General features: G+C 43.9%; 26 protein-coding genes. 17 read left to right on the top strand and 9 right to left on the bottom strand.

Annotated elements, in window-relative coordinates; genetic code table 11:
- Positions 1-19: 19 nt before the first annotated feature.
- Positions 20-157: a DUF2887 domain-containing protein gene (locus ACE1CD_RS04705; protein ID WP_374821934.1), complete on the bottom strand. Its 138-nt coding sequence runs from the start codon at positions 155-157 to the stop codon at positions 20-22.
- A 37-nt stretch (positions 158-194) separates the two neighbouring features.
- Positions 195-1,256 (bottom strand): sulfonate ABC transporter substrate-binding protein, encoded by a 1,062-nt coding sequence (locus tag ACE1CD_RS04700; RefSeq protein WP_374800914.1) that lies wholly within the window; start codon positions 1,254-1,256, stop codon positions 195-197.
- Between the two features lie 111 nt (positions 1,257-1,367).
- Between ACE1CD_RS04700 and ACE1CD_RS04695 the strand changes: the two genes are divergently transcribed.
- From ACE1CD_RS04695 to ACE1CD_RS04655, 9 genes are all read left to right on the top strand, one after another.
- Positions 1,368-3,491, top strand: coding sequence for an ATP-binding protein (locus tag ACE1CD_RS04695; protein ID WP_374821931.1), 2,124 nt, complete (start codon positions 1,368-1,370; stop codon positions 3,489-3,491).
- 157 nt (positions 3,492-3,648) lie between these two features.
- On the top strand, positions 3,649-3,840 hold the full coding sequence (locus tag ACE1CD_RS04690) for a type II toxin-antitoxin system HicA family toxin (protein WP_374800910.1): 192 nt from the start codon (positions 3,649-3,651) through the stop codon (positions 3,838-3,840).
- The gene (locus tag ACE1CD_RS04685) at positions 3,840-4,055 is read left to right on the top strand and encodes a type II toxin-antitoxin system HicB family antitoxin (RefSeq protein ID WP_374800908.1); all 216 of its coding nucleotides are present in this window, start codon (positions 3,840-3,842) and stop codon (positions 4,053-4,055) included. The genes ACE1CD_RS04690 and ACE1CD_RS04685 overlap by 1 nt, the downstream gene beginning before the upstream one ends.
- A gap of 358 nt (positions 4,056-4,413) precedes the next feature.
- Positions 4,414-5,748 (top strand): adenylosuccinate synthase, encoded by a 1,335-nt coding sequence (locus ACE1CD_RS04680; protein ID WP_374800906.1) that lies wholly within the window; start codon positions 4,414-4,416, stop codon positions 5,746-5,748.
- A gap of 66 nt (positions 5,749-5,814) precedes the next feature.
- On the top strand, positions 5,815-6,408 hold the full coding sequence (locus ACE1CD_RS04675) for a 50S ribosomal protein L25/general stress protein Ctc (protein ID WP_374800904.1): 594 nt from the start codon (positions 5,815-5,817) through the stop codon (positions 6,406-6,408).
- A 202-nt stretch (positions 6,409-6,610) separates the two neighbouring features.
- Entirely contained in the window at positions 6,611-8,155 is a 1,545-nt protein-coding gene (locus ACE1CD_RS04670) for an AAA family ATPase (protein WP_374821928.1), read from the top strand.
- Positions 8,156-8,225: 70 nt separating this feature from the next.
- Positions 8,226-8,543 carry a hypothetical protein gene (locus tag ACE1CD_RS04665; protein WP_374800900.1) on the top strand — a complete coding sequence of 106 codons (318 nt, stop codon included), beginning with the start codon at positions 8,226-8,228 and terminating at the stop codon, positions 8,541-8,543.
- Positions 8,544-8,618: 75 nt separating this feature from the next.
- Positions 8,619-9,410 carry a YdcF family protein gene (locus tag ACE1CD_RS04660; protein ID WP_374800898.1) on the top strand — a complete coding sequence of 264 codons (792 nt, stop codon included), beginning with the start codon at positions 8,619-8,621 and terminating at the stop codon, positions 9,408-9,410.
- A gap of 174 nt (positions 9,411-9,584) precedes the next feature.
- A complete protein-coding gene (locus ACE1CD_RS04655; RefSeq protein ID WP_374821925.1) occupies positions 9,585-9,812 on the top strand; it encodes a hypothetical protein in 228 nt (75 codons plus the stop codon).
- Here the strand turns inward: ACE1CD_RS04655 and ACE1CD_RS04650 are convergent.
- Complete coding sequence (locus ACE1CD_RS04650) at positions 9,809-10,033, bottom strand: ferredoxin-thioredoxin reductase variable chain (RefSeq protein WP_190467849.1); 225 nt, start codon at positions 10,031-10,033, stop codon at positions 9,809-9,811. The genes ACE1CD_RS04655 and ACE1CD_RS04650 overlap by 4 nt on opposite strands.
- Before the next feature lie 311 nt (positions 10,034-10,344).
- The gene (locus ACE1CD_RS04645) at positions 10,345-12,195 is read right to left on the bottom strand and encodes a protein phosphatase 2C domain-containing protein (protein WP_374800894.1); all 1,851 of its coding nucleotides are present in this window, start codon (positions 12,193-12,195) and stop codon (positions 10,345-10,347) included.
- A gap of 178 nt (positions 12,196-12,373) precedes the next feature.
- Between ACE1CD_RS04645 and ACE1CD_RS04640 the strand changes: the two genes are divergently transcribed.
- On the top strand, positions 12,374-12,874 hold the full coding sequence (locus ACE1CD_RS04640) for an NfeD family protein (protein WP_374800892.1): 501 nt from the start codon (positions 12,374-12,376) through the stop codon (positions 12,872-12,874).
- 32 nt (positions 12,875-12,906) lie between these two features.
- Positions 12,907-13,875: an SPFH domain-containing protein gene (locus tag ACE1CD_RS04635; protein WP_374800890.1), complete on the top strand. Its 969-nt coding sequence runs from the start codon at positions 12,907-12,909 to the stop codon at positions 13,873-13,875.
- A 147-nt stretch (positions 13,876-14,022) separates the two neighbouring features.
- On the opposite strand, the gene ACE1CD_RS04630 is transcribed toward ACE1CD_RS04635, so the two are convergent.
- Entirely contained in the window at positions 14,023-14,433 is a 411-nt protein-coding gene (locus ACE1CD_RS04630; RefSeq protein WP_374800888.1) for a Fur family transcriptional regulator, read from the bottom strand.
- A 132-nt stretch (positions 14,434-14,565) separates the two neighbouring features.
- Here ACE1CD_RS04630 and purS point away from each other — a divergent pair, with 132 nt between their 5' ends.
- From purS to ACE1CD_RS04600, 6 genes are all read left to right on the top strand, one after another.
- On the top strand, positions 14,566-14,844 hold the full coding sequence (gene purS, locus ACE1CD_RS04625) for a phosphoribosylformylglycinamidine synthase subunit PurS (RefSeq protein WP_374800886.1): 279 nt from the start codon (positions 14,566-14,568) through the stop codon (positions 14,842-14,844).
- On the top strand, positions 14,841-15,518 hold the full coding sequence (gene purQ, locus ACE1CD_RS04620) for a phosphoribosylformylglycinamidine synthase subunit PurQ (protein WP_374800884.1): 678 nt from the start codon (positions 14,841-14,843) through the stop codon (positions 15,516-15,518). Before purS ends, purQ begins: the two co-directional genes overlap by 4 nt.
- Positions 15,519-15,804: 286 nt before the next feature.
- Entirely contained in the window at positions 15,805-17,790 is a 1,986-nt protein-coding gene (locus ACE1CD_RS04615) for an ATP-binding protein (protein WP_374800882.1), read from the top strand.
- A 93-nt stretch (positions 17,791-17,883) separates the two neighbouring features.
- Positions 17,884-19,326, top strand: a complete 1,443-nt coding sequence (locus tag ACE1CD_RS04610; protein ID WP_374800880.1) for a response regulator — start codon at positions 17,884-17,886, stop codon at positions 19,324-19,326.
- 4 nt (positions 19,327-19,330) lie between these two features.
- A complete protein-coding gene (locus tag ACE1CD_RS04605) occupies positions 19,331-19,726 on the top strand; it encodes a response regulator (protein ID WP_374800878.1) in 396 nt (131 codons plus the stop codon).
- Between the two features lie 207 nt (positions 19,727-19,933).
- Entirely contained in the window at positions 19,934-20,413 is a 480-nt protein-coding gene (locus tag ACE1CD_RS04600; protein WP_374800876.1) for a response regulator transcription factor, read from the top strand.
- Between the two features lie 136 nt (positions 20,414-20,549).
- On the opposite strand, the gene ACE1CD_RS04595 is transcribed toward ACE1CD_RS04600, so the two are convergent.
- The 4 genes from ACE1CD_RS04595 to ACE1CD_RS04580 form a co-directional block, all read right to left on the bottom strand.
- Complete coding sequence (locus tag ACE1CD_RS04595; RefSeq protein WP_374801105.1) at positions 20,550-21,098, bottom strand: Uma2 family endonuclease; 549 nt, start codon at positions 21,096-21,098, stop codon at positions 20,550-20,552.
- Positions 21,099-21,178: 80 nt separating this feature from the next.
- Entirely contained in the window at positions 21,179-21,793 is a 615-nt protein-coding gene (locus ACE1CD_RS04590) for a hypothetical protein (protein WP_374821922.1), read from the bottom strand.
- A 12-nt stretch (positions 21,794-21,805) separates the two neighbouring features.
- Entirely contained in the window at positions 21,806-22,333 is a 528-nt protein-coding gene (locus tag ACE1CD_RS04585; protein WP_374821920.1) for a hypothetical protein, read from the bottom strand.
- A 35-nt stretch (positions 22,334-22,368) separates the two neighbouring features.
- Entirely contained in the window at positions 22,369-24,315 is a 1,947-nt protein-coding gene (locus ACE1CD_RS04580) for a PhnD/SsuA/transferrin family substrate-binding protein (RefSeq protein WP_374821917.1), read from the bottom strand.
- Positions 24,316-24,737: the final 422 nt, after the last annotated feature.

The following is a 24,737-nucleotide window of genomic DNA, read 5'->3' as shown; positions in this document are numbered from 1 at the left end:
ATCTCCTTTGGGTATGAATTCATGTGCAATCGTCTTTGGGGATGGATGTGAGTGCGATCGCTTCTTTCTTATATAATATTAAAAAGCGCTCGATCAGTTCAAAGAAAATGCTAGGAAATGATTGGAATAACCGATAAAATATCGTGTCTGTTTTCATGTCACCGGAGCGGATTTATTTCTGTTATGTTTTAATTCTAAGACCTTCCCTTCCATACCACATCTTCAACGCGAATTTGTTTGGGCAACAAACCTAACCGGAAAAAAGTATCTGCAATTCTTTGTTGTTCTTCGATCGCTCGATCTTGAATCGGTTGCGCTCCATAAAAATTTCGTTTTGTGATTTTTAGCGCTGTTGCCAATTTCATATTAGTATTAGCAGCTATAATTTTGGCAGCTAACTGGGGATGATTGCTAGCCCAAATCCCTACTTGTCGCATTTCTTCGATGACAATTTTGACAATATCGTAATATTTACTGGCAAAAAAGCGAGTGGCAAAATAAAAGTTTGTATTTTTCGTCAACCCCTCACCATTCGCCAGCAACCGAACTGGCATACTGTCTTCTAAAATTGCCAAAAACGGGTCCCAACCTACCCAAACATCTACTTCTCCCCGCCGGAAAGCTTCCTGTCCTTCTGGTGGAGGCAGATAAACTGCTTGTACGTCGTCAAGTGTCAAGCCTGTTCGCAAGAGAGCCTGTATGAGCAGATAGTGACCTGCTGATGCTTTTGTCGCAGTTATTTTTTTACCTTTAAGGTCAGCTAACGTTTTAATTGGCGAATTGTTTCGTACCAAAATACCCATCATTGTGGGAACGGGTTGCTCGTTGGCAACATACACCAGAGGTACACCGCTTGCTTGTGCGAACAAAGGCGGGACTTCCCCTGCCATTCCCATATCAACTTTTCCTTCTGCCATCGCTGCCATAATCGGTGGCCCAGCGGGAAATTCCACCCACTGTACGGAAAGACCCATCGATGCCAAGTGTTTTTCTAGAGTACCTCTGGCTTTGAGCAGAATCGGTGCGCCGTGCGGTTGATGACCGATTCGCACTACTGTTACTTTCCCAATCCCATCGCCTGAAGAAGCGACACTAGAATTGCTATTCGTACTGGAATTACAACTTCCCAAAGCTAAACTTAAGGCCAAACTACCAGCAAACAGCAATAGAAATATTGCTGTTAAACGAAGTTTAAACCAATCCGAAATAGACTTTAAAAGATCTGGTAGTAAGAGTTTATGTAGCTTAAATAACATATAGTTTCACAAATATCTAGGCCATTTAACTGTTAACGGCAGTTCAATGGGCCATCGCCGTTAACTGGATGTTATAACCTATACACTAAGATAAGGGAGCCGAGACTATTTATGGATAGTCCAAATAGGAAGGATTTTCGAGAGCGGATCTTTTCGATCGCCAACCAATTGCGCTACGGCCTTGTATCAATTGCGATCGCAAGTCTGGCAGTAACGGGAGGCGCATTAATCTATCTTAGCTTCCTCAGCGAGGTGGAACAGTCAAGACTGCTACAGCAAGAGCGATCGCACTCCGCCGCCAGCGAAATCGGTACTTATCTGAATGACTTACAGCGTCAATTAAATTACCTAGCGGGATTGCGTGGATTGACAGAGTTTTCCGACCAAACTTTAGCCAGTGTACTGGAAGGACTTGTTAATAGCAACAGTGCCTACGAAATCGTTGGTATTATCAACAATCAAGGCAAAGTTGTCCAAGCTATGTCCCCATACAAACCAATATCTCCATCCGATCCCGTTTTGGTCAAGCTTGCTAAATCTCCTCTATTCTCCCAAACGTTTAAGGAAGGAGAAAATTATCTAGGTCGAGTAGAAATAGACCCCAAAACCAACTTACCAATAACTTGGATAGCAGTTCCTATCCGAAATTGGAAAAATCATGTTGATGGAGTATTATTCGCTCGGATAAATCTTAATTTTTTATCTTTGGTTATGTCTCAAATCAATGTAGATAAAAGTGGTTACGTTTATGTTCTTGATGACCGCTTTAATCTCATTGCTAAAAAGGGAAGTACACCCAATACCTTTAAAATAGAAAACCTTTCCCAACGTCCTTTTATCCAGAATATATCAAAATTATCCTCATCCGAAGCCGATATCGAAAAATTCTTAATTTACCGGGGATTGAAGGGCGAAGAAGTTTTGGGAGCCGCTACCTTGGTACGTCGCGTGCAATGGACTGTGGTAGTAGAATTGCCAACTGCTGAAGTTTACGATCCGGTTCGTAGAATGACGTTTGTTATGGGCGGCTCTCTTTTTCTCGTAACTGTCGTAGTAGTTACTTTGGGGTTCGCTTTCTCAAGGTCGGTTGTTTTACCCCTAGAACACCTGACAGATGTCGCTTCTAAAATTAGTGCTGGGAATCTCGATATCAGAGTGGATATTACCGCACGCAATGAATTGGGAATATTGGCAAAAACATTTAATAAAATGGCAGAACAACTGGCTGAATTTTATCGCTATTTGGAACAAAAAGTAGCCGATCGTACATTAGAATTGAGCGAAGCAAATCAAGCCTTAGAACGAGAAATTATCGAACGCAAACAAGCAGAAAAAGAACTTCAACAAGCGCTCTATAACCTCAAACAAACGCAAGCTCAACTACTGCAAACGGAAAAAATGTCTAGTTTGGGGCAATTAGTGGCAGGTGTAGCTCACGAAATTAACAATCCCGTCAATTTCATTCACGGTAATCTTTTTCATATAAATGAATACAGCGAAACATTAATACAGCTTTTTCACCTTTATCGAAAGTTTTATCCGCATCCCAATCCACAAATTCAAGAATACACAGAAACAGCGGATATGCAATATATAATTGAGGATTTACCGAAATTACTATCTTCGATGCAAGTGGGAACCGATCGCATCCGCAATATCGTTTTAACGTTGCGAAATTTCTCTCGGCTGGACGAAGCGGAAATGAAGCAAGTAAGAATTGAAGAAGGCATTGAAAGTACCCTGTTAATTTTACAAAGTCGCTTCAAAAGTAAACCGGGATCTCCGGGGATTGAAGTTATGAAAGAGTACGGTTATTTGCCAGATATCGAGTGCTATTCCGGGCAATTGAATCAGGTATTTATGAATATTATCAGTAATGCGATCGACGCTCTGCAAGAAAAAGACAAAAAGCGATCGCCAGAAGAAATCAAAAACAGTCCCAGTCGGATTACCATCCGTACCGAAGTTATCGATCGCGATTGGGTAAGGATTTGTATAAAAGATAACGGATCTGGGATAACCGATGATGTAAAAGCCAAAATATTTGACCCATTTTTCACCACTAAACCAGTGGGTCAAGGCACAGGTTTGGGATTATCCATCTGCTATCAAATTGTTGTCGATCAACACGGCGGAAATTTGAAGTGTTTGTCCCAACCCGGTGAAGGGACAGAGTTTTGGATTGATATCCCCGTCAGACAGACCGCCAAAGAGGCTAGAGCGCCAGTTCAGTAAAATAAGTTGACAAAAAAAGCAAAATATGTATGATTTAGGGGCGCTCGCGTAGGCTGACGAAAACATTCGTATTTGGAGAATAATCGATCGCGTAGCGTGCGGTAGGCAATCGCGCTCGTCCACAATTTTTATAATTTAAAATTAGAAAGGAGAAATAATGAAAGTTCGTGAGGTACTGAAGCGATTAGAAGGCGATGGATGGTATGAAGCGAGAATGCGAGGAAGTCATAGAGTCCTAAAGCACCCTCAAAAATCCGGTATCGTAGTTGTACCGGGTAATTTTTCTGATGAAGTAGCCATAGGAACTCTCAAAAGCATCTGGAAACAAGCACAACTGGAGGACGAGTAATGAAAGAATATGTTGTTATTTTTGAATGGGCTGGGAGTAACTATTCAGCTTATGTTCCAGATTTGCCCGGTTGTATTTCTACAGGTAAGACACTAGAAGAAACAGAAAATAATATTAAAGAAGCAATTGAGCTTTATATTGACACGCTCCGAGAAGATGGTCAACCCATTCCAGAGCCTTCGCTTAAAGCTAAGGCAATTTCTGTTGCAGCTTAAAACGGATGAATTTAAATATATTGAGTGCATTTTTTCCAAAGCCTTACCGGAAAATCGGGGTTTTGTTTGAAAAACCGCGATTGCAATATTTTAAAGTTCTATAACTAGCAACTTGGATTAGTAAATTACCGCACCTACTCCCTCACCCCAGAATAGCTGTTTAGTCGCTTGTTTATCTCTTCGCCTAGTACTCCAGTAGCAGAAATAACTAAGCAGCTAAAATCTCCTGCCTCTCCCTTTCCCCTACACCCTACACCCTAGCCCCCAGCCCCCAGTTCGATCGACTACCTACTTGACACGGGTATGGGGATCTGATAATAATAAGAGTTTGTGAAACTTTACCACTTTTAATAAACCCTTGGCTAACGTAATAGTGATAGGTGCCCAGTGGGGCGATGAAGGAAAAGGAAAAATAACCGATTTACTGAGTAAATCAGCAGATGTAGTTGTACGTTACCAAGGGGGTGTCAATGCCGGACACACCGTTGTGGTGCAAGGGCAGACCTTCAAGCTGCACCTGATTCCCTCTGGTATTCTATATCCCGATACCGAGTGCATCATCGGTTGCGGCACCGTCATCGACCCCCAGGTACTGATTGAAGAACTAGACCAGCTAGAAAAGCTGGGCATCTCCACCCGCAACCTGCTGATTTCCCAAAGCGCCCACGTCACCATGCCATACCACCGCATGATTGACCGGGCATCCGAAGAGAGGCGCGGAAACCACAAAATCGGCACCACAGGTCGCGGCATCGGCCCGACCTATGCCGACAAATCCGAGCGTACCGGCATCCGCATTTTGGATTTAATGGAACCAAATGCCCTCCGCAAACAGCTGCACTGGACAATTAACTACAAAAACGTCATCCTAGAAAAGCTTTACGACTTGCCGGCCCTCGACCCAGAAGAGGTAATCGAGCAGTACTTGCAGTATGCAGAGCGTTTGCGACCTCACGTAGTCGATAGCTCCTTAAAAATCTACGATGCCATTAAGCGGCGACGCAATATTCTGTTTGAAGGCGCACAAGGAACCCTGCTGGATTTAGATCATGGCACGTATCCCTACGTGACTTCCTCCAACCCAGTGGCCGGTGGAGCTTGCGTGGGCACTGGTGTTGGCCCGACAATGATCGATCGCGTTATCGGCGTAGCCAAAGCATACACTACGCGAGTGGGAGAAGGGCCATTTCCCACCGAAGTAGACGGCGATGTGGGAGAATTTTTATGCGATCGCGGTGCGGAATTTGGCACCACCACCGGACGCAAACGCCGTTGCGGTTGGTTTGATGCCGTCATCGGTCGCTACGCCGTTCGCATCAACGGCATGGACTGTCTCGCCATCACTAAACTCGACGTACTCGACGAGTTAGATGAAATCAAAGTCTGCGTTGCCTACGAAATCGACGGTCAACGCTGCGAAGATTTTCCCACCAGTTCCCGCATCTTTGCTAATTGCAAACCCATCTACAAAACCTTACCGGGTTGGAAACAATCCACAGCTGATTGTCGCCAATTGGAAGACTTACCCAAAAAAGCGCTGGAGTATCTCAAATACCTCGCCGAATTGATGGAAGTGCCCATTGCGATCGTATCTCTGGGAGCCAGCCGCGACCAAACAATTATTGTGGAAGACCCCATCCACGGGCCCAAACGAGCCCTTTTGCACGCTGACGGCACTCCTGTGGCCGTCTGAAATTCGATCGCTAATTGCTACAATCGAAAGTCTTCGTATCCAAAATCTCAAATCGCAAATCCGAACATGGAACTCACAGTTGAATGTCAAAAGCGGCCAGAAAACAGCAAACCCAATTCTCTGCGTCGCAACGGTCAAATTCCTGCCGTTTTATACGGCCACAACGGTTCCGAATCAGTTTCTTTGGCAGTAAACGCGAAAACCGTTGAGCTGCTGCTCAAAAAAGCCTCCATCAACAACACCCTAATTAATCTCAACGTTACCGACCTACCTTGGAGCGGTCAAACTATCCTCCGAGAAGTGCAATCTCATCCCGCTAAAGGACATATCTATCACGTCAGCTTCTTTTCCGTCGCCGCTCATGGCAACATTGAAGTCAAAGTGCCCCTCTATTTTGTCGGCGAATCAAAAGGTGTCAAGCTAAGAGGCGGGATGTTAGACACCGTGATCTCATCACTGCAAGTCAAATGTTTGCCAGATAGCATCCCAGAAAAGATTGACGTTGATGTCACCAATTTGGATATTGGCGATGCCATTCACATCAACGAATTAACTTTGCCCCCAGGCGTCTCTGCCGTTGTAGAAACAAATGAAGTTGTTGTCTCTGTACTCGCGCAGCAGGGTGGTGGCGCGGAAGGTGCAGAAGCAGCAGCTGTATGAGACTCGCTCAACTGATGCTATCAGTTTATTTCTGACCTAACCAGGGTTTCGTCCCTGGTTTTTTATTAAAATTTGTCATTAGACATCTCCAAAAATTATTGTGGGATAGGCATCCTGCCTGCCTTTTAGATTTTTTTCTAGAGAAGTCTATTTGTCATTTGTTTTGGTTGACAATTTACCTTTTCACCAATTATCAATTATCATGACTGAAACTACTCTCCCTCCTTTCATTCAGCAAATGTTGCAGCCGGAGTTTTATCCTCATCCGGTCACAGAACCAATTAAGTTAATTCAAACGCACGTTTCTTATGTATTGCTTACCGGCGACTACGCCTACAAGCTCAAAAAACAAGTTAATTTTGGTTTTTTGAACTTTTCTACTTTAGAACTAAGACAACATTTTTGTAATGAAGAATTCCGCATGAATAAGCGGGGCGCACCCGAAATTTACCTGGAAGTTTTGCCGATCGCTCAAACAGGCGATCGCTTTCAACTGAGCGGTGCTGGCGAAGTGGTAGAATATACCCTGAAAATGCGCCAATTTCCGCAAGATACTTTATTGCTCAGTTTGTTTGAAGCAGGTAAATTAACTGAGGAAATTATGCAAGATTTGGGACGAATTGTGGCAGATTTCCACGCCCAAACCCCAACGAATGAGTACATTCGCACGTTTGGAGAAGTCGATCGCATTCGACAAGCGATCGACGAAAATTACGACCAAACTGCCAAATATATCGGCGGGCCGCAAACTCAATCTCAGTATGAGGAAACCAAACACTTTACAGATACTTTCTTTGCATCTCGATTAGAACTATTTGCCAGCAGGATTCAAAATAATTTTATTCGCGAATGTCACGGCGATTTACACCTGAGAAATATCTGTTTGTGGAATGACAAAATTCTGCTATTTGACTGTATTGAATTTAACGAACCTTTCCGCTTTGTCGATGTAATGTACGATGTCGCTTTTGCCGTTATGGATTTGGAAGCAAGGCAACGTCCCGACTTCGGTAATGCGTTTTTGAACACCTATGTGGAAGAAACTGGCGATTGGGAAGGTTTGCAAGTTTTGCCTTTATACCTAAGCCGTCAAGCTTACGTGCGAGCGAAAGTAACTTCATTTTTGTTGGACGATCTCGGCATTCCCACTGATGAGAAAGAAAAGGCTCTACAAACAGCATCTCACTACTATAAAATGGCGTGGGAATACACAAAACCGCGCCAAGGTAAATTAATTTTAATGTCAGGTGTATCCGGATCTGGGAAGAGTACGGTGGCGCGACAGTTGGCTCGCAAAATCAGCGCAATTCACCTTCGTTCTGATGCGGTACGGAAACATTTGGCTGGTGTAGCGTTGCGCGATCGCGGTAGCGATGAGTTGTATACTTCAGAAATGACTCAGAAAACTTACGGGCGTCTGTTGGAACTGGGAATTATCCTGGCTAGCCAAGGCTTTACCGTGATTTTAGATGCCAAGTACGATCGGATGGCGTTGCGGAAAGATGCGATCGATCGAGCCCAAGCCCACAATCTGCCTCTACAAATTTTATACTGTACAGCACCAGAGGAAGTATTGCGCGATCGCCTCTCATCCCGTATAGGCGATGTTTCCGACGCTACCGCTAACCTCCTCAGCAGTCAACTAGCCGCTAGCGAAGCATTCACAGACGCCGAACAAGCTTTTGTCAAAACATTAGACACCACCCAAGACTTAGAGTCACAATTGAATTCGGTAATCAGTCAATAGCTCATGGTTCATTGCTCAATTTTTCTTGATGCGATAAATTGCGATCGGAAACAGTGATGAGCATTGACCGATGATTATCTCTGAGGGGATTTCAACAGGACTGAAAGTAGCTTTTTTCTTTTTTTTGGGCTTTTTGTTGCTCGGACAGTCAGTGACTTTAAGTTTCCTTTTGGCAATCCTGGGTGGACTATCTGCTGGCTGGATAGCCGCTGGGTGGAATAGTACAGAAACGCCCAGCCTTCCCCAGCAAACGACTCTGGAATCTGCAATGGAAGGGAACTCTAAGCCAACTAAGGCTAATTTAAAACACCAAAGCATCAAAAAGCGCCACCAACCTCGTCCTAGCTGGTTTTTCTGGAAAAACGCCCGCAGACGTTCCAAATTGTAAATTTAAGATGGCAAATAGAATTTCAATCTGAAATCCGAAATCTGAAATCCGAAATCTGAAATCCCCTAATTGCAGATGTTTTTATTTTTATCAAAGCTACTGCCTATTTTCATCTACCCGTTGGGGCTAGCCTGCGTACTGATAATTGTCGCTTTGGTGATGCTGTGGAAACGGCCAAAATGGGCAGCCGTACCGATGTTTCTGGCACTTTTCGTGTTGCTGTTGGCAAGCAATACCTGGATATCTCGCAGTTTGGTACGATCGCTCGAAGGACAGTATATCCCAACGGTGGAACTGCCGTCAGCACCTGCGATCGTCGTCTTGGGAGGTGGTATTCTGCCGAAAAAGCCGCCCCGACCTTGGGTAGAAGTAGCTCAAGAAGGCGATCGCATCCTCTACGGTGCTAAGTTATATCGAGAAGGTAAAGCACCGATCCTGATTCTCAGCGGCGGTCGCATCGATTGGAAAAACGGCGGGCCACCAGAATCGCAAGATATGGCAGAAATTGCAGAGGCAATGGGCGTTCCCAAGTCAGCTATTTTACAAGATCCCACATCGCTCAACACCCACGAAAATGCCGTGAATGTCCGCAAAATCCTGGCAGCTAAAAATATCGAACGCCGTGTCCTCCTAGTTACCTCTGCTTTCCATATGCCACGCTCTCTCGCCATCTTCAAACGTCAGGGCATCGAAGCTATCCCAGCTCCGACTGACTTTCTCGTCTTAGAAGAAGAACTCAAGGAGGAACGCACTTGGCAAGCAACGCTGCTAAATCTCCTGCCGGACACCACCCGACTGGGAGACACAACTCGCGCTCTGAAAGAATACATTGGGATAGGGATCTATCGCCTCCGAGGTTGGCTCTAGGCGATGAGAGGATTTTGGATTTTAGATTTTAGATTTTGGATTCAACTTCGATCTAAAATCTGCAATCTCAAATTTGCAATCCTTATATCCCGACGCTTTTCCCCTCTTCCCTCTTCCCGACGCCCTTTTTTGACTTTTGACTTTTGACTTTCTAGCCCTCAATCTCTCACACTAATGTCAGAAGAATTAAGACGAATTATCCCACTGTCGCCGGTGGCAGGCGATGAAATCTTTGCTGCCTACCAAGCGACCAGTGAGTTTTACCAAGAAGTTCGGTATCGTGAAGAATTTGAGCGTTACTGTCAGTGGTACTACACGACAGCACAACGACACCGACAAGAGTTACAAAAGATGAAGAGCGAGGTCAACATCCTGGGTTGGTTTCGTTGGGGTCGTCGCTAGGATATGACCTCCACCTCGTTTTCGCGGAAGTGACCTTTAAATTTTTTGTCAAACTTAACTAGGACAGGAAGGTTAGCGCTCACAGGTCTACCTTGCCACTCATGAATAATCGCCATAACTTCTCCTTCCAAACCCTTGACATCAAAGGGTTTACTGCGATGTTCGGGATGATGGTAAACAACGACAGACTCTTTAACGCGCACGCGATCGCCAACTTTCATAAACTCTAGCGTTTCCTTTTGGGGCACCTTCAGGTTGCTTCCAGACAACCTTTTTATCTTTGCACAGAACTGTCCCCAAAACTTATACTAATTTTCCTCCTCATCAGGGAGAGGGAGCTTATGGAATGGGGGAGCGGGGGGGCAGGGGGGCAGGGGGCAGGGGGCAGGGGTGCAGGGGGGCAGGGGGGCAGGGGGGCAGGGGTGCAGGGGGGCAGGAAGAAATTCTTAATGAGTGACTTTTGACTTTTGACTTTTGACTTTTGACTTTTGCCTTTTGACTTTTGACTTTTGACTTTTGACTTTTGCCTTTTTTAGAGAGATTCCTCTTGAGTCGGTGCTTGGGGCTGGGAATTTTGTGAGTTTAGGGTTCGCCAAGCGCCATATGCTGCCAAACCAAAGATGAGCAGTGCAACAACCCCCAATACAGCCACCCAGGTTTGCGGCTGTCGAGTGCCAATAGTAACAGGTTCGTCGTCAGGAGCGGTTGCCGAATCAGCGTACAGAAGCGCTTTGGAAGCCTCTGTCAATTCCCATTCCATAGGGGCTGTATCATCCAGTCCGGAAGTATCTGGTTCTGCCTTTCTGGGGTCGAAGAGTACTGGTGCTTCTGGAGAAAGGAGACAGCAAGTAATTACTACTGATGTATTATCGTGACCGTTCTTTTCGTTAGCCAGATCGATCAAAAATTCCACACCGGCTTCCAGGGAAAGCCTACCTTTAAGAATTGGCTTTGCATAATCCTTCCAGGATTTTTCCACCCAGCTGCGATCGCTCAAACCGTCAGAACACAGCAGCAGCAGACCATCTTCTTCCACAATAAATCGCCGCACTGTGGGGCGGAGAACTTCGGCATCTCGCATACCCAGCGCCTGAGTCAAAGCACCGCCATCGACTCGCTTGAGCGCTTCGCGGTAGAGACTGCGACCCATACGAACTTCGCGGGTAGCCACATCATCATCCACAGTCAGTTGCTGGCAATAATCAGCCGATATCCAGTAGACGCGGCTATCACCAACGCTAGCAATGTAGAGTTCGTGGGCATTTCCCAACTCTTTTCCATCTGCTGTCACAATCTTTTGCGGCAACTGGAGGGCCATCACCAAAGTTGTCCCCATTCGTTGCCGCAACTCCCGTCCTTGAGCGTCATTCTGGCTGGAAATCATGTTATTCACCACCCGGACAATTGCCGTTAGTTGGTCTAGGACTAACTTTGGTGGCACGATTTCCGTTTGTTCGCTCACTTCCATTAGTAGGGCCCGCACTTGCAGTTTGAGGGTTTGCAGTGCCATATCGCTGGCTACCTCACCGCCTTCATGACCGCCAATGCCATCGCAAACTAGAGTTAAGTAAGGAATCAGCCGATCGTTGGGTGGATTGTGGCGATTTTCGATATCTACATTTGTGGGATAGCAGCTGTCTTCATTGCTTTTACGCATGGGCCCCACATCGGTTGCTCCAGCCACTTGCAACCGTAAGGGAAGCTGGGCGGCTTCCTCTAGAAGCAGGCGATTGATTTGAGCGGCAATTTCCTCCAACTCTACTTCGCCGCTACGCATTTGCTGGCCGATTTCTCGCAGTCGATCGGATACTGGATCTGTTGCTGTCCCAATCCAATCGATCCAGCACTCTCCCAGATCCTGTAAAGACGCTGCTTCTTGTAAATGCGATGTATCCGCATACAATTCCAGCAACCATACACGCCAACCTTGCACGCGCACATTTTCTGGCATTAGCAGGCTGGAAACTACTCCGAATTCCGATAATGGCGTCCACAATTCTAGAATTTGCGACAGCCAGTAAACTCGTCGCACTGGATTAACCCGCTCCCAAGCTTCCACAATATGCGGATAAAGATTTCCGTCCTCGTCTATGGGCGCGTTTTCTAGCAGTGTTACCTTAGTTGTGTCTGGGGGTTCTCCCATCACAACCAAACCGTAAACTTCCGGTATGTGCAGGCGCAAAGGGAATAGGCGCAGGTAAGGGAAAATCTCTTCAGGTAATTCCTGGGGAACTTCAGGCGGCAGTTCCGGTTGTGTATCTAACCAAATTTGGGGTGCAACAACCTGATATCTGCCTTGTACTAGCTCTCCGGTTCCTAAAAGCGCTGATGCTGGGTCAGATGCCCAAAGATAGCGATGAAACGGCGGCTCGGAACTGCTCATAATTGAGAAATTTTATAAAAAAAACCTTAAATCAGAGCGGGGAAAGAGAAATTGCAACCACATCAAGGGAAATCTAGCTGTTAAATGTTGTAGTAAACCAATGTAGAACACCCTCTCCATCGTACCTGGCTCTCGTCTAGTAGTTCACCCTACCTTTTGTAAATTTACAGGCCGGAATATGAATATCTTGTTAAGTCTGTCAATGATTCGGTTTCTGGCTCCTATAGCTGCAAATATGGTATTGTCACTGGGGTTCAGCCCCACTTTGTTGTGGTTGGTGGTGGGGGCGGCGCTTTGCTCGGTGGAATTATTTATCCCGACGGCTTTTACGTCTTTCGCGATGGGACTGAGCGCCCTGATGGTAGCTCTGCTTTCGATGGCTGTGCGATCGCCTCAATGGCAGGTACTCATTTGGTTGGGACTTTCTACGGCTTTGATTTTTGTCTCCCGTCGCTTCCTACCTAAGCGTAAAGTACGCTCTCTTCAGGATGCGAGCGAGGCGCAGACAATTACGGAAATTCCGGCGGGAGAGACGGGACGGGTGCTATATGAAGGCAATTCTTGGCGAGCGCGTTGTGGGGATGAACAACAGGCGATCGCTCCTAACCAAAAAGTTTATGTGGTCGGACGGCAAGGCACAACCTTGATTGTTCTGCCAGAAAACCTTTTGAATTCATAAGTTTCCACATATCTAAGATCGGGAGTTTCAAAATGGATGTATTTGGTTTGCTTGTATCGATATGTGTGTTTCTGGGCGTACCGGGACTCACGGGTATCAGAATTATTAAGCAAGGAGAGGAAGCTTTAGTCGAAACATTAGGTAGATATAACGGTAAAAAATTAACGCCCGGTCTCAATTACCTTATCCCCGTTTACGAAAGAATTGCTTACCAACAAACTATCCGGGAAAGAGTTCTCGATATTCCACCTCAACAATGTATTACTCGCGACAACGTGGCCATCACCGTCGATGCGGTCGTCTACTGGCGCATTCTCGACCTGGAGAAAGCTTACTACAAAGTGGAAAATCTCCAGTCGGCGATGGTGAATTTGGTGTTGACTCAAATTCGGTCTGAAATGGGTAAACTGGAACTCGACCAAACTTTTACAGCCCGATCGGAAATTAATGAAATTTTGCTGAGAGATTTGGATGAAGCTACCGATCCTTGGGGAGTGAAGGTAACGCGGGTGGAACTGCGAGATATTATTCCTTCTAGGGCGGTGCAGGAATCGATGGAATTGCAGATGTCTGCGGAACGTAAAAAACGGGCGGCAATTCTCACGTCTGAAGGCGAACGGGAATCTGCGATCAACTCTGCTAGAGGTAAGGCAGAAGCGCAAGTGTTGGATGCGGAAGCTCGTCAAAAAGCTGCTATTTTGGAGGCGGAAGCGCAACAAAAGGCGATCGTTCTGAAAGCGCAAGCAGAACGCCAGCAGCAAGTCCTCAAAGCGCAAGCTACCGCTGAGGCGCTACAAATTGTTGCCAAAACGCTTACCTCTGACCCCCACGCCCACGAAGCGCTTCAGTTTTTACTGGCTCAGAATTATCTGGAGATGGGTCAAAAAATTGGCACCAGCGACAGCAGCAAGGTGATGTTCCTCGACCCCCGCAGTATTCCAGCTACTATCGAAGGAATGCGATCGATTGTGGGAGATATTGGTAAAAACGATTACAAGTAGATTTCCAGGTAAAGTCAAAAGTCAAAAGTCAAAAAGAAGAGGGAAAGGAAGAGCGGGGGGCCAGGGGAGCAGGGGGCAGGGGGGCTTTCGGAGCGGGAAGAAATTCTTGATGAGTGACTTTTGACTTTTGACTTTTGACTTTTGACTTTACCTAGTCCCGACGCCATCATCTTGATGTGCTACTTGACATTGGTTACAAAGTCCAAAAAATTCCAGTGTGTGATAGAAAATTTTAAACTGGTGCGATCGGTGCAGTTGGGTTTCTAGTTCCTGGACGGGACATTTATCCAGGGAAACGGATCTGCCACACTCAAGACAGGTCAAGTGATGTTTGTCTTGGTGTGCCAAACTGTAAAGGGATTCGCCGTTGGGTAACATCCGCACCTGCACCGCACCTTCCCGTTTTAATGATTCTAAGGCACGGTAAACTGTCGCCAAACCCATTCCCTGGTTCTGGTTCCGCAGTTCCATATATATATCCTGAGCTGAAATGCCTTGGTTGAGGTTCTTCAGCAGATTCAAAATTCGTCTTTGACTGCGAGTGTGTTGTGGTTTCATCCTTGATTCTGGTTACGATCGCAACCCGTGCCTTTTTCTACGCTAGCTCAGTTAGGTTCACAACCATAACCCTATGCAACATTAAAATAGGGAGGCTGCACCCTCTAGATCTTTATTGGTGAGAAAACAGTTGTGTTGAAATATCAGGCTCGAATCTATGTTACTCTGCGGCCTTCGGTTTTAGACCCGGCTGGTGTGGCAGTACAGTCTGGACTGAAACACATGGGCTATGACAATGTGGAACAGGTGAGAATTGGTAAGTATGTCGAAGTGACGCTGGATGCTGAGTCGGAAGATGCGGCGCGGCAGCAATTAGATATTATCTGCGATCGCCTCCTGGCAAATCCAGTTATTGAAAATTATTGCTTTGAATTGACTCAGGTGTCCGAAGCTGCGGGGGTAAAGGGATGAAGTTTGGGGTGATAGTTTTTCCGGGTTCAAATTGCGATCGCGATGTTGCTTATGTCACCCGCGATTTGCTCAATCAACCGACGCGGATGGTTTGGCACGAGGAAACTGATATCTCGGATTTAGATGCGATCGTGATTCCGGGCGGTTTCAGCTATGGGGATTATTTGCGTTGCGGTGCGATCGCTCGTTTCTCTCCGGTGATGAAAGCTACAGTAGAACACGCAAGTAAAGGTAAGTTGGTGCTGGGAATTTGCAATGGTTTCCAGGTGCTGACGGAGGCGGGTTTATTGCCAGGGGCGTTGGTGCGAAATCGGGATTTGCATTTTATTTGCGATCGCGTTTCCCTGCGTGTCGAACGGACTAATCTGCCTTGGACGCAACTTTATCAAACTGGGCAGGTAATTACTTTGCCGATCGCTCACGGCGAGGGCAATTACTACGCCGATGCCGATACTTTGGCACAGTTGGAAGATAACCATCAAGTGCTGTTTCGCTACGAAGGCGAAAATCCCAACGGTTCGTTAAATAATATTGCAGGTATTTGCAATATTAAAGGAAATGTGCTGGGAATGATGCCTCACCCAGAGAGAGCGTCAGATCCGATGTTGGGCGGAACAGATGGGATGAAGTTGTTTGAAGGTTTGTTGAAAGTTGCTGTAGGAGCATTAGCTTAGCAGAAACCGGGTTTCTGAACTAAGAAACCCGGTTTCTCTAAGAAACCGGGTTTCTGAATGAGAAACCGGGTTTCTGAATGAGAAACCGAGTTTCTGAATGAGAAAAAGTCAATTGTGAAAAAGTCATAAAATAATAGTCCCTAAAATATAAATCAGTGACGCACAAAAGTGACAATTTAGTTTGTCTGCTGTCAGAAAAGGTAACTAACAAAGATAAGAAATAGCTTGTTAAAGATTGCTAATCGCTTATGATGGTAGAAACCTCCCCGTCACAGAGAATAAAAATATGTATAATCAAAAACTTATTCCAGAGAATGAAACCGAGCGCCTAAAAGCCTTGCAACGTTATGAAATTCTGGATACGCGCCCGGAGGGTACCTTTGACAGAGTGACAGCGATTGTGGCTCGACTTCTGCAAGTCCCTATCGCAGTCGTTAGCTTAGTGGATAACGATCGCATTTGGTTTAAGTCGCGTCATGGTTTAGATGTTCAGCAAATTGACCGTTCCCCAGGGCTGTGCGCGACAGCAATTCTTTCTCCCGACATCTACGTTGTTACAGACGCCAGTAAAGATGTACGATCGGCGACAAACCCCCTTGTAACTAGCGATTTCGGATTGCGCTTCTATGTGGGAGCGCCACTACAAACGCACGACGGCTATAGCTTGGGGACTTTGTGCGCGATCGACAAACAACCGCGCCTTATTTCCCCACAAGAGATGTCAGTCTTGAATGACTTAGCTGGGATAGTCATGGATGAGATCGAGCTGCGTCTGGCGGCGAGGAAAGTAGATGAATTAAACTCAGAACTGGCTAAAGCGAAAGAAAAAGCCGAAGTTGCCAATCAAGCCAAAAGTATCTTTCTGGCAAACATGAGTCACGAATTGCGATCGCCCCTCAACGCCATTCTCGGTTTTTCCCAACTGATGACTCGCTCTCAAAGCTTACCCTCAGAACACATAGAAAATGTCGGCATTATTAACCGCAGCGGGGAACACCTCCTCACCTTGATCAACAACGTCCTCGATTTATCTAAAATTGAAGCAGGGCGCACCAATATCAACGAAAAAAACTTCGACCTATATCGAATGTTGGATGACTTGGAAGATATGTTCCAACTGAAGGCTGATGACAAGCAGTTGGACTTGCTTTTCGAGCGCATTGGCGATGTGCCTCAATATGTGCGAACCGATGAAGTAAAATTGCGCCAAGTATTGATTAATCTGCTAAATAACGCCCTCAAATTTACCCAAGAAGGAGGCGTATCTTTAAAAGTTAAAAGTCAAAAATCAAAATTCAAAACAGAAGGAAAAGAAGCCGATCTGACTCTATTATTTGAAGTAGAAGACACGGGTGCAGGCATTGCCCCTGACGAAATAGATAGCATCTTTGAAGCCTTCGTGCAAAGCAAAACAGGCAAAGAAGCGCAAGAAGGAACTGGTTTGGGATTGCCAATCAGCCGCAAATTTGTACAACTGATGGGCGGTGAAATGAGCGTCAGTTCTCAGGTAGGTCAGGGCACTCTGTTCAAATTTAATATTGAAGTCAGAGTCGTTGACGAGAGCGAAATAGAAAGCAAACAACCGAAACGGCGAGTTATTGCCCTCGAACCCAATCAACCTCGCTATCGGATTTTAATAGTTGATGATAAACAGAGCAATCGTCAATTATTAATTAAGTTGCTTAACCCCTTCGGTTTTGAAATCAAGGAAGCCAGTAACGGCAAAGAAGCTATTGAAATGTGGGATATTTGGGAGCCTCATTTAATCTGGATGGATATGAGAATGCCAGTAATGGACGGTTATGAAGCTACGAAACATATTAAAGGAAGTACCAAAGGTCAAGCGACAGCTGTGATTGCTTTAACTGCTAGCGTTTTAGAAGAAGAACGTGCAGTTGTGCTATCAGCCGGTTGCGATGGCTTTATGCGAAAACCATTCCGCGAGGCAGAAATATTTGATGCTATGCACAAGCATATCGGCGTGCGTTATGTTTATGAAGACTCATCTAAAAGAGATTCATCTCTAACCAAAAATGAAGAGGCAAATATACTGACTGCTGCGGCGATAGCAGCGCTACCTGCGGAATGGGTAGCTAACCTGCAAGAGGCAATTCCTCAAGGCGATTTGGATTTAATTGCTACAATAATATCACAAATTCGTACCCAAAACGCTCCTCTTGCCAATGCCATTGAAAGTTGTATTGACAATTTTCAATATGACAAGGTTTTAACATTAATTATTGATGCTAATAGTTTTCGTAGGTTGGGTTGACGCCAGGAAACCCAACAAAGTGTTGGGTTTCGCTATCGCTCAACCGAACCTACAATTCCTTAATTAGGGAAAACTGACCCTGACCAATGACCAATGACCAATTTTAAAGCCAATATTTTAGCGATCGACGATACACCAGCGAACTTGCGCCTGTTAGTTGGTATCTTGAACGAACAGGGTTACAAAGTTCGAGCCGTACCCAGTGGAAAGTTGGCACTTGCGGGTATTCGCCAATCTATTCCCGATTTGATTTTGCTCGATATTATGATGCCAGAAATGGATGGCTATGAAGTTTGCCAACAGCTAAAATCAGATGAACTAACTCGCGATATTCCGGTAATATTTATCAGCGCTATTAATGACGTGCTAGATAAGGTGAAAGCTTTTATGATTGGCGGAGTAGATTATATCACTAAACCCTTTCAAGTGGAAGAAGTTTTGGCGCGTGTAGAAACGCATTTGGCTTTACGTTCTCTGCAAAAGAGTCTCGAACAGAAAAATGAGCAGTTAGCTAAAACTAATGAGGAATTGGCAATAACATTACAACAATTGAAAGCTACCCAAGAAGAACTGATTCAATCGGAAAAAATGGCAGCTTTGGGACAATTGATTGCAGGTATTGCCCATGAAGTCAATACTCCCTTGGGCGCAATTCGTTCCTCCGCCGGAAATATTTCCAAATTGTTGGATCGAACCCTAGAACAGTTACCGCCGCTGTTTCAATCCCTTTCGCCAGAAGAAGTCCAGGATTTTGTGGCGTTATTGCAGCGATCGCTCCAACAAGAGATCGCATTATCTACCAAAGAGGAACGCCAATACAGAAGAAGCTTACAACGGCAATTGGAAGAATTAGCGCTCGACAACGCCGATATAATAGCCGATCGCCTTGTCATCATGGGCGTTTATCAAGAAATTGAAACATTTATCCCTTTGTTAAAAAAACCAGACAGTTTGCCAATCCTAGAAATCGCTTATAAACTTTCCGAATTAAAAAGAGGTACAGATACCATCAACACCGCTACAGAACGCGCCTCAAAAGTAGTATTTGCTCTGAAAACCTATGCCCGTTACGACAATTCTGCAAAAATGGTTCCTGCTAACCTGAGTGAGGGAATCGAAACTATTTTAACCCTCTATCAGAATCAAATCAAACAGGGTATAGAAGTAATTAGAAATTATGCAGAATTACCGCCTGTACTCTGTTATTCAGACGAACTCAATCAAGTTTGGACAAATCTCATCCACAATGCCCTACAAGCAATGAATTATCGAGGCACTTTAACGATCGATATAAATCAGTTTCAACAGCAAGCTATGATTAGCATTACCGATAGCGGCAAAGGTATACCAGAAGATATAAAATCAAAAATATTCGAGCCATTTTTTACTACCAAACCACCAGGCGAAGGTAGCGGTTTGGGGCTAGATATTGTCAAAAAAATTGTCGAAAAGCATTCTGGTAAAATCGAGGTTGAAAGTCAACCTGGCCGGACTACATTTACTGTTTTTCTTCCTATACAATTAATTGAGGAGTGAGAGAATGTCTAAACCAGTTATTTTGTGCGTTGATGATGAGAGAGTCATATTGCAGAGTCTGAGAACGCAACTAAAAGCTGCTTTTGGGGATGACTGCATATATGAAATGGCTGAAGACCCCGATGAAGCTTTAGAGGTGATTAAAGAACTTACTGAAGAGGGAATCAACATTACTATGATTGTCTCAGACTGGTTAATGCCTGGAATGAGGGGAGATGAGTTTCTTATCCGCGTCCATAAACAATTTCCTAATATTGTTAAAGTGATGCTGACCGGTCAAGCTGATGAGTCAGCAATTGAACGAGCAAAAACAGAAGCAAACCTGCATAGCTGCTTATTGAAACCTTGGTCTGAAGCTGAATTAGTACAAATAGTTAAATCGACTTTAGCCGCTCTCTGACTAAAGAGGTAATTATTTGCCTTAATTAGGATAACTTAGCGAGAAAAGTATTTTTTGGGAGTGGTAATTATCAATTCTCCAACTAGCCTAAAGTTTTGGTTGAGTAACCACTCTTGAGAAAGATGAGAAATCTGCCTACAGAAAGTTATAAAGATTGGGGGTACATCTGTCAAGCTAGAAATTGTAGCCAAAATCCTAAGCTCGATAATGTGGAATGATATTTTTCTAAAAGTTGAGGCTGATGGCTCAGAAGCTACCTTTTATGAGCTTCAAGAGCAGACACCAGACCTTCACGTATTAATAGTGGATGACGATGAGGAATTGCGAGCAATACTATCTTTTGCTTTAGTGCAAGCAGGTTATAAGGTGACAATGGCCAAAGATGGCCCGACAGCACTAAATTTAGTCAAAGAAAAGCAACCGGATATCGTTCTTTTAGACTTGATATTGCCGGGAATGGAGGGGATTGAAATTTGCTGGCGCATCCGACAATTCTCGGATGTACCCATTTTGATCATGACAGTGATTAACCACGATTCGGAAAAAGTTTGGGGGTTAAAAGCCGGTGCAGATGACTATATCATCAAACCGTTCAGCATTCGCGAACTGTTGGCGCGGATAGAAGCGATTCGACGCCGTTATGAGGCTATTCCGCGTGCTTTAGGGGAGCGATCGAATATCAAGTAATCGATCGATATCCTACTTTCGGTAGATGTAATCTCAGATAAATTTCCAAAGAAACTAGGTGGCCATAATACTTGTAGGGGCGATGTTTGACGAGAAACCCGGTTTCTTAAAGAAACCGGGTTTCTGATATCCGAAATTACGACATAATTGCATTGAGATTCAAAACAAAACCAGGTAACACATCTTCACCAGAAAGAGTTGCGGCATTTTCGAGTATTTCTACATCTTGATTTGGGCGATAAATTTCAACTTGTCCTGTTTCCAAATCAATTAACCAACCCAACCTTGCACCGTTATCGATATATTCTTGCATTTTGGCGCGTAGCCTGTTTAAAGAATCATCGAGTGTAAGAAACTCCACCACAAAATCAGGACAAACAGGGGCGAAACTTTCCTTTTCTTCCGGTGTTAAAGCATCCCATTTTTCCCGTTTTAACCAAGAAGCATTAGGCGAACGAATTGCACCGTTTGGAAGCGTGAAACCTGCGGAAGAAGCAAAGGCAACTCCCAAAGCTTCGTCACGGTTCCACATTCCCAGTTGATAAGTTAAATTAGCATTGCGGTTGCTGTTTATACCGCCTAAAAGTGGCCTCAGTACGATGGTTTTGTCGGCATTGCGTTCAAATCTGATTAGTTCGTGGCGTTGACAGAGTTGAAAGAATTGTTCCTCTGTTAATTCGGCGATGCCGTTTAGGTTTAGGGTGAAAGTGTAGATATTTTCGAGAACTACTTGTTACTATATATATTAATTTTATCATCAACCTCTCAAGGTAGCATAGCGTAATTCTGGTTAACGGCTACTTCGCCCAACTTTTCAGTTACTTTGTTGAGGATTACTTTGACCGCAGCTAGCCAGATACTATGTCTATCTTTCGGAAGCAGAAATTTATCGATAATCTCCATATCTTCAAATAAAGTAAGCTCGATATTAGCATCTACCCATCTCGCTTTCCAAATGGAATTTTCAAATTGGTATTCTTCAGTAATTTCTGGTTGAGAAAGAACGGAAATCAAAAAATTGAGGATAGCGGGAGAGGATTCTAAAGGTAACTCGAATGTTGCCAGCAAGTTGAAATCTTTTAGTTGATAGCTATTCAAAGCGGCTACCCAAAATACGATTAATTCATCTGCTTCAAACTCGATTTTGAAAGAAGGATTTTGATTTTCTGCTTTTTTTGCTAAATCAAATGCTGCATGGGCATAAAATTTGGCATTTTCCCATGTATTCCAGCAGTCGCGATGGACAAAATTTCTGGCTAACTGTGAAAGCCAACTAGAAGCGGCGGGGTCTATATAAGGAAGTTCAGCGGCTTCAAAACGATTTTCGATAGGCTGATGACAAATTGCACATTTGGTTCTGTTGGGGATAAAAAATGGCATATTGATATTCTCCTAACTTTGAGGGTTTATCCATCCACTATAACTAAGTTCTCTGACAACTTCTCCTACCGTATTGGGAATTGTATTTTGGGTGAAACGGTAGATTGTTCCATCAACTGTTACCATATAGCTGTAGCGTTGATTTAGGAAAACTAAAGCATCTACATCTGGTTCGCTGATAAACTTTGCCATACCGCTACCATAATCATCAGGATGGGAGTGCATAATTAGAATTCTAGTGTTAGGCGGTAAGCTTCCTCCTTTGTAAGAACCGACATCAACTAAAACTCTTCTATTATCTTTGAGGATAACAATTGCATATTCGCGTCCGGTGATGAAAGTAAGTACCGCTAAATCTGTTGCTGTAACTTCCCGCTTACCAATTTCAGCTAAACCCTTGCCAAGATTATCTTTTGCCGCCAGTCGGTTTAAAAATTCTTGATGACGTTCGCTAATATCGCCGCTGCGTCGAATTAGTGTGAATTCAAGGGGATTTTCAGCAACACCAGAAGCAATGCAAGCGGTTTTAGCATTCGCCATGTTCGTACATGATTATTTTTAACCCAGTTGCCATCTTAATCTTTGACTTTTATTTGCTTTGGCTGAGTAATTTCTAAGACGAGTGTTCCGCTTACTTCCTTTGGTTTTACATCTATCACTTGGATAATTTTACCGTTCAATTCTAGAGGCGCTCCTACATAGCTATTCGGCAAGATAACTTTATAAGTATCTTTTTCTGTTTGTAATGTTAGCTCGTGTTTATCATTGGCGACAGGAAATACACCATCTACTTTTCCTTGGATTATGTTTTGTGGCCGATCGCAGTAGAGATTAACAGGGTTTTGATCGAATTTTGTACAGGATAAAATCTCAATTACTCGGTTATTAATACCGATAAAGTTACTATAATCTGGTTCTTCACCTTGTTCGTAGTTGGTTTGATTTCGCACATTTGGGGCAGCATTTAAAAGCGTTTCTTTAATTAAATTTTGTTCTTTTTCAGAAATATTAGGAGAAAGATATACTCCCGATAAAGGAATCGATCGGCTAAAACCAAATAATCGCAATTTCGGCTCTTCTTTGATTCGATTTAGATAGCCTGCCCCTATGTCTGCTTGTCCTGATTTTACCTTTTCGATAATATCATTAACAGAGTTTCTTTTGTCTATTGTTAAGGTCTTACCATATAAATTGTAAAGTGGCAGAGAGTAAGTAACGGCATCGCCAGGTTGTCCTAAAGCAATAATTTTGTCGGGGGTTAAATCAGCAATATTTTTAATAGAACTGTCACCACGAACAAACAGCACTGATTGGATTTGCTCAATTCCTGGCCACATTCTGGCGGCAAAGGTATAACCGTTTTTTTTGGCCTCAACAGAAAGCATAGGATTTACGGTAAAGGCAATATCCCATTTTTTGTCAGCAATACGATTTTTGGCATCCAATAAAGATGTTGTGCTTTGGGTATCAATTGCATCAACTATAATTGTGAGTTTATCAGTTTTTAACTTATTGCCTAACTCGGTTTTGAGGTAATCTGCTAAAAGTTCGTATTTTTGGTTAGGAAAATTGGGAATAGCGAGAAATCCTAATGTTAAATTACGCTGAGGCTGTGGTTTGAAAACGGGGAAAAAAGCGATCGCACCTACTGCCGCTAGTGCTGTTACTCCCACTCCTGCGAAGAAGAATACCAAATTTCTGCTCATATTTGACTGTACTATTGTTTTATTATCTAATAATCGTAGCACTTCTTCTGCTGACTGAAAACGCTGTTCCGGCGCTGCTGCGAGCATTTTATTTAGAGCTTCTTTTAGTGGAGAACGAAGAGTTAATTTTTTTTGTTTTATCCATTTTGCTGCTGGTACATCCCAAAGGTCTTTAGGCTCTTTGCCAGTCATTAAATATAGTGCCGAAGCTGCTAGAGCATACAAATCGCTATCGGGAGCAAATCTTCCTTTTTTTAGTTGATCGTCCGGAGCGTAGGTAGTTTTAGCGTTGTGATTACCTTGAGAAGCCAATGATTCTACACCTAGTATTTCAGTGGCAACTTGCTTGACACCAAAATCTATTAATACTGGTAAATTATCTTTATTACTGCGGATGATATTTTCTGGAGAAATATTTCCATGAATAACTCCTTTTTTGTGTAGATAACTGAGTACTGGTAAAATTTGTCGAAATAGTTCTAGAATTTCATTTTTGGTAAAATATCCAGTAACCGTATGTTTTGATTTTAATAATGTAGCATAACTTTTTCCTACGATATAGTCTCGGACTAAAAATAAATTTTGCTGATAGTAAACAAGTTCAAATTTGGCAATCCTGGGATGATTAAGGTTGGAAAGCTTTTGCAGTGTTGGCGACGCATCTGTACCTTGTACGGCAAGAGTAAATTCTTTCAGAATTACTTTTTTGTTACCTTCCTTGAGATCTTCTGCTAGATAAACTCTACCAAAGCTTCCCGGTTGCCGCTCGCTCAGGATGCGATAACGATCGTCTAATACTGTCCCTATATCCAACATAGCTTTTTTATTTATGGTATCATTTTAGAATAAAATTTTACTAGCATATTTTTGCCTAAATTGCTAGTTTGTTATGTTTTCTTAAAATTTTTGCCTAAGATCTATGCCGAATGGCATCGCATAGATGCAATATCAGCCAGAAACGATCGTCGCACGGGAAATTAAATAGGACTTAGGCAAAGAAATCGGGTTTCTCATTTTCAAATATCGAAATTCACCCACGAATCTTTCAAATTCATTGCTCAAAACCAATCCCTAACCCTGACGCCCGACGCCCGACCCCCTGGCCCCTCAAAAAAGACGGCTACTACCCCTAGCTCATACGGTTCTCACGACTGCCGACTACAGCCACAGAGAGATACTCTTGTAATAGCAAAGTACACAAAAGTTCATATAGGCGTCAAACTAAGAGAAAGCGCTTA

The organism is Aerosakkonema sp. BLCC-F183, assembly GCF_041929145.1.
Taxonomy (GTDB): domain Bacteria; phylum Cyanobacteriota; class Cyanobacteriia; order Cyanobacteriales; family Aerosakkonemataceae; genus Aerosakkonema.
This window is presented reverse-complemented; position numbering and strand designations above follow the sequence as displayed.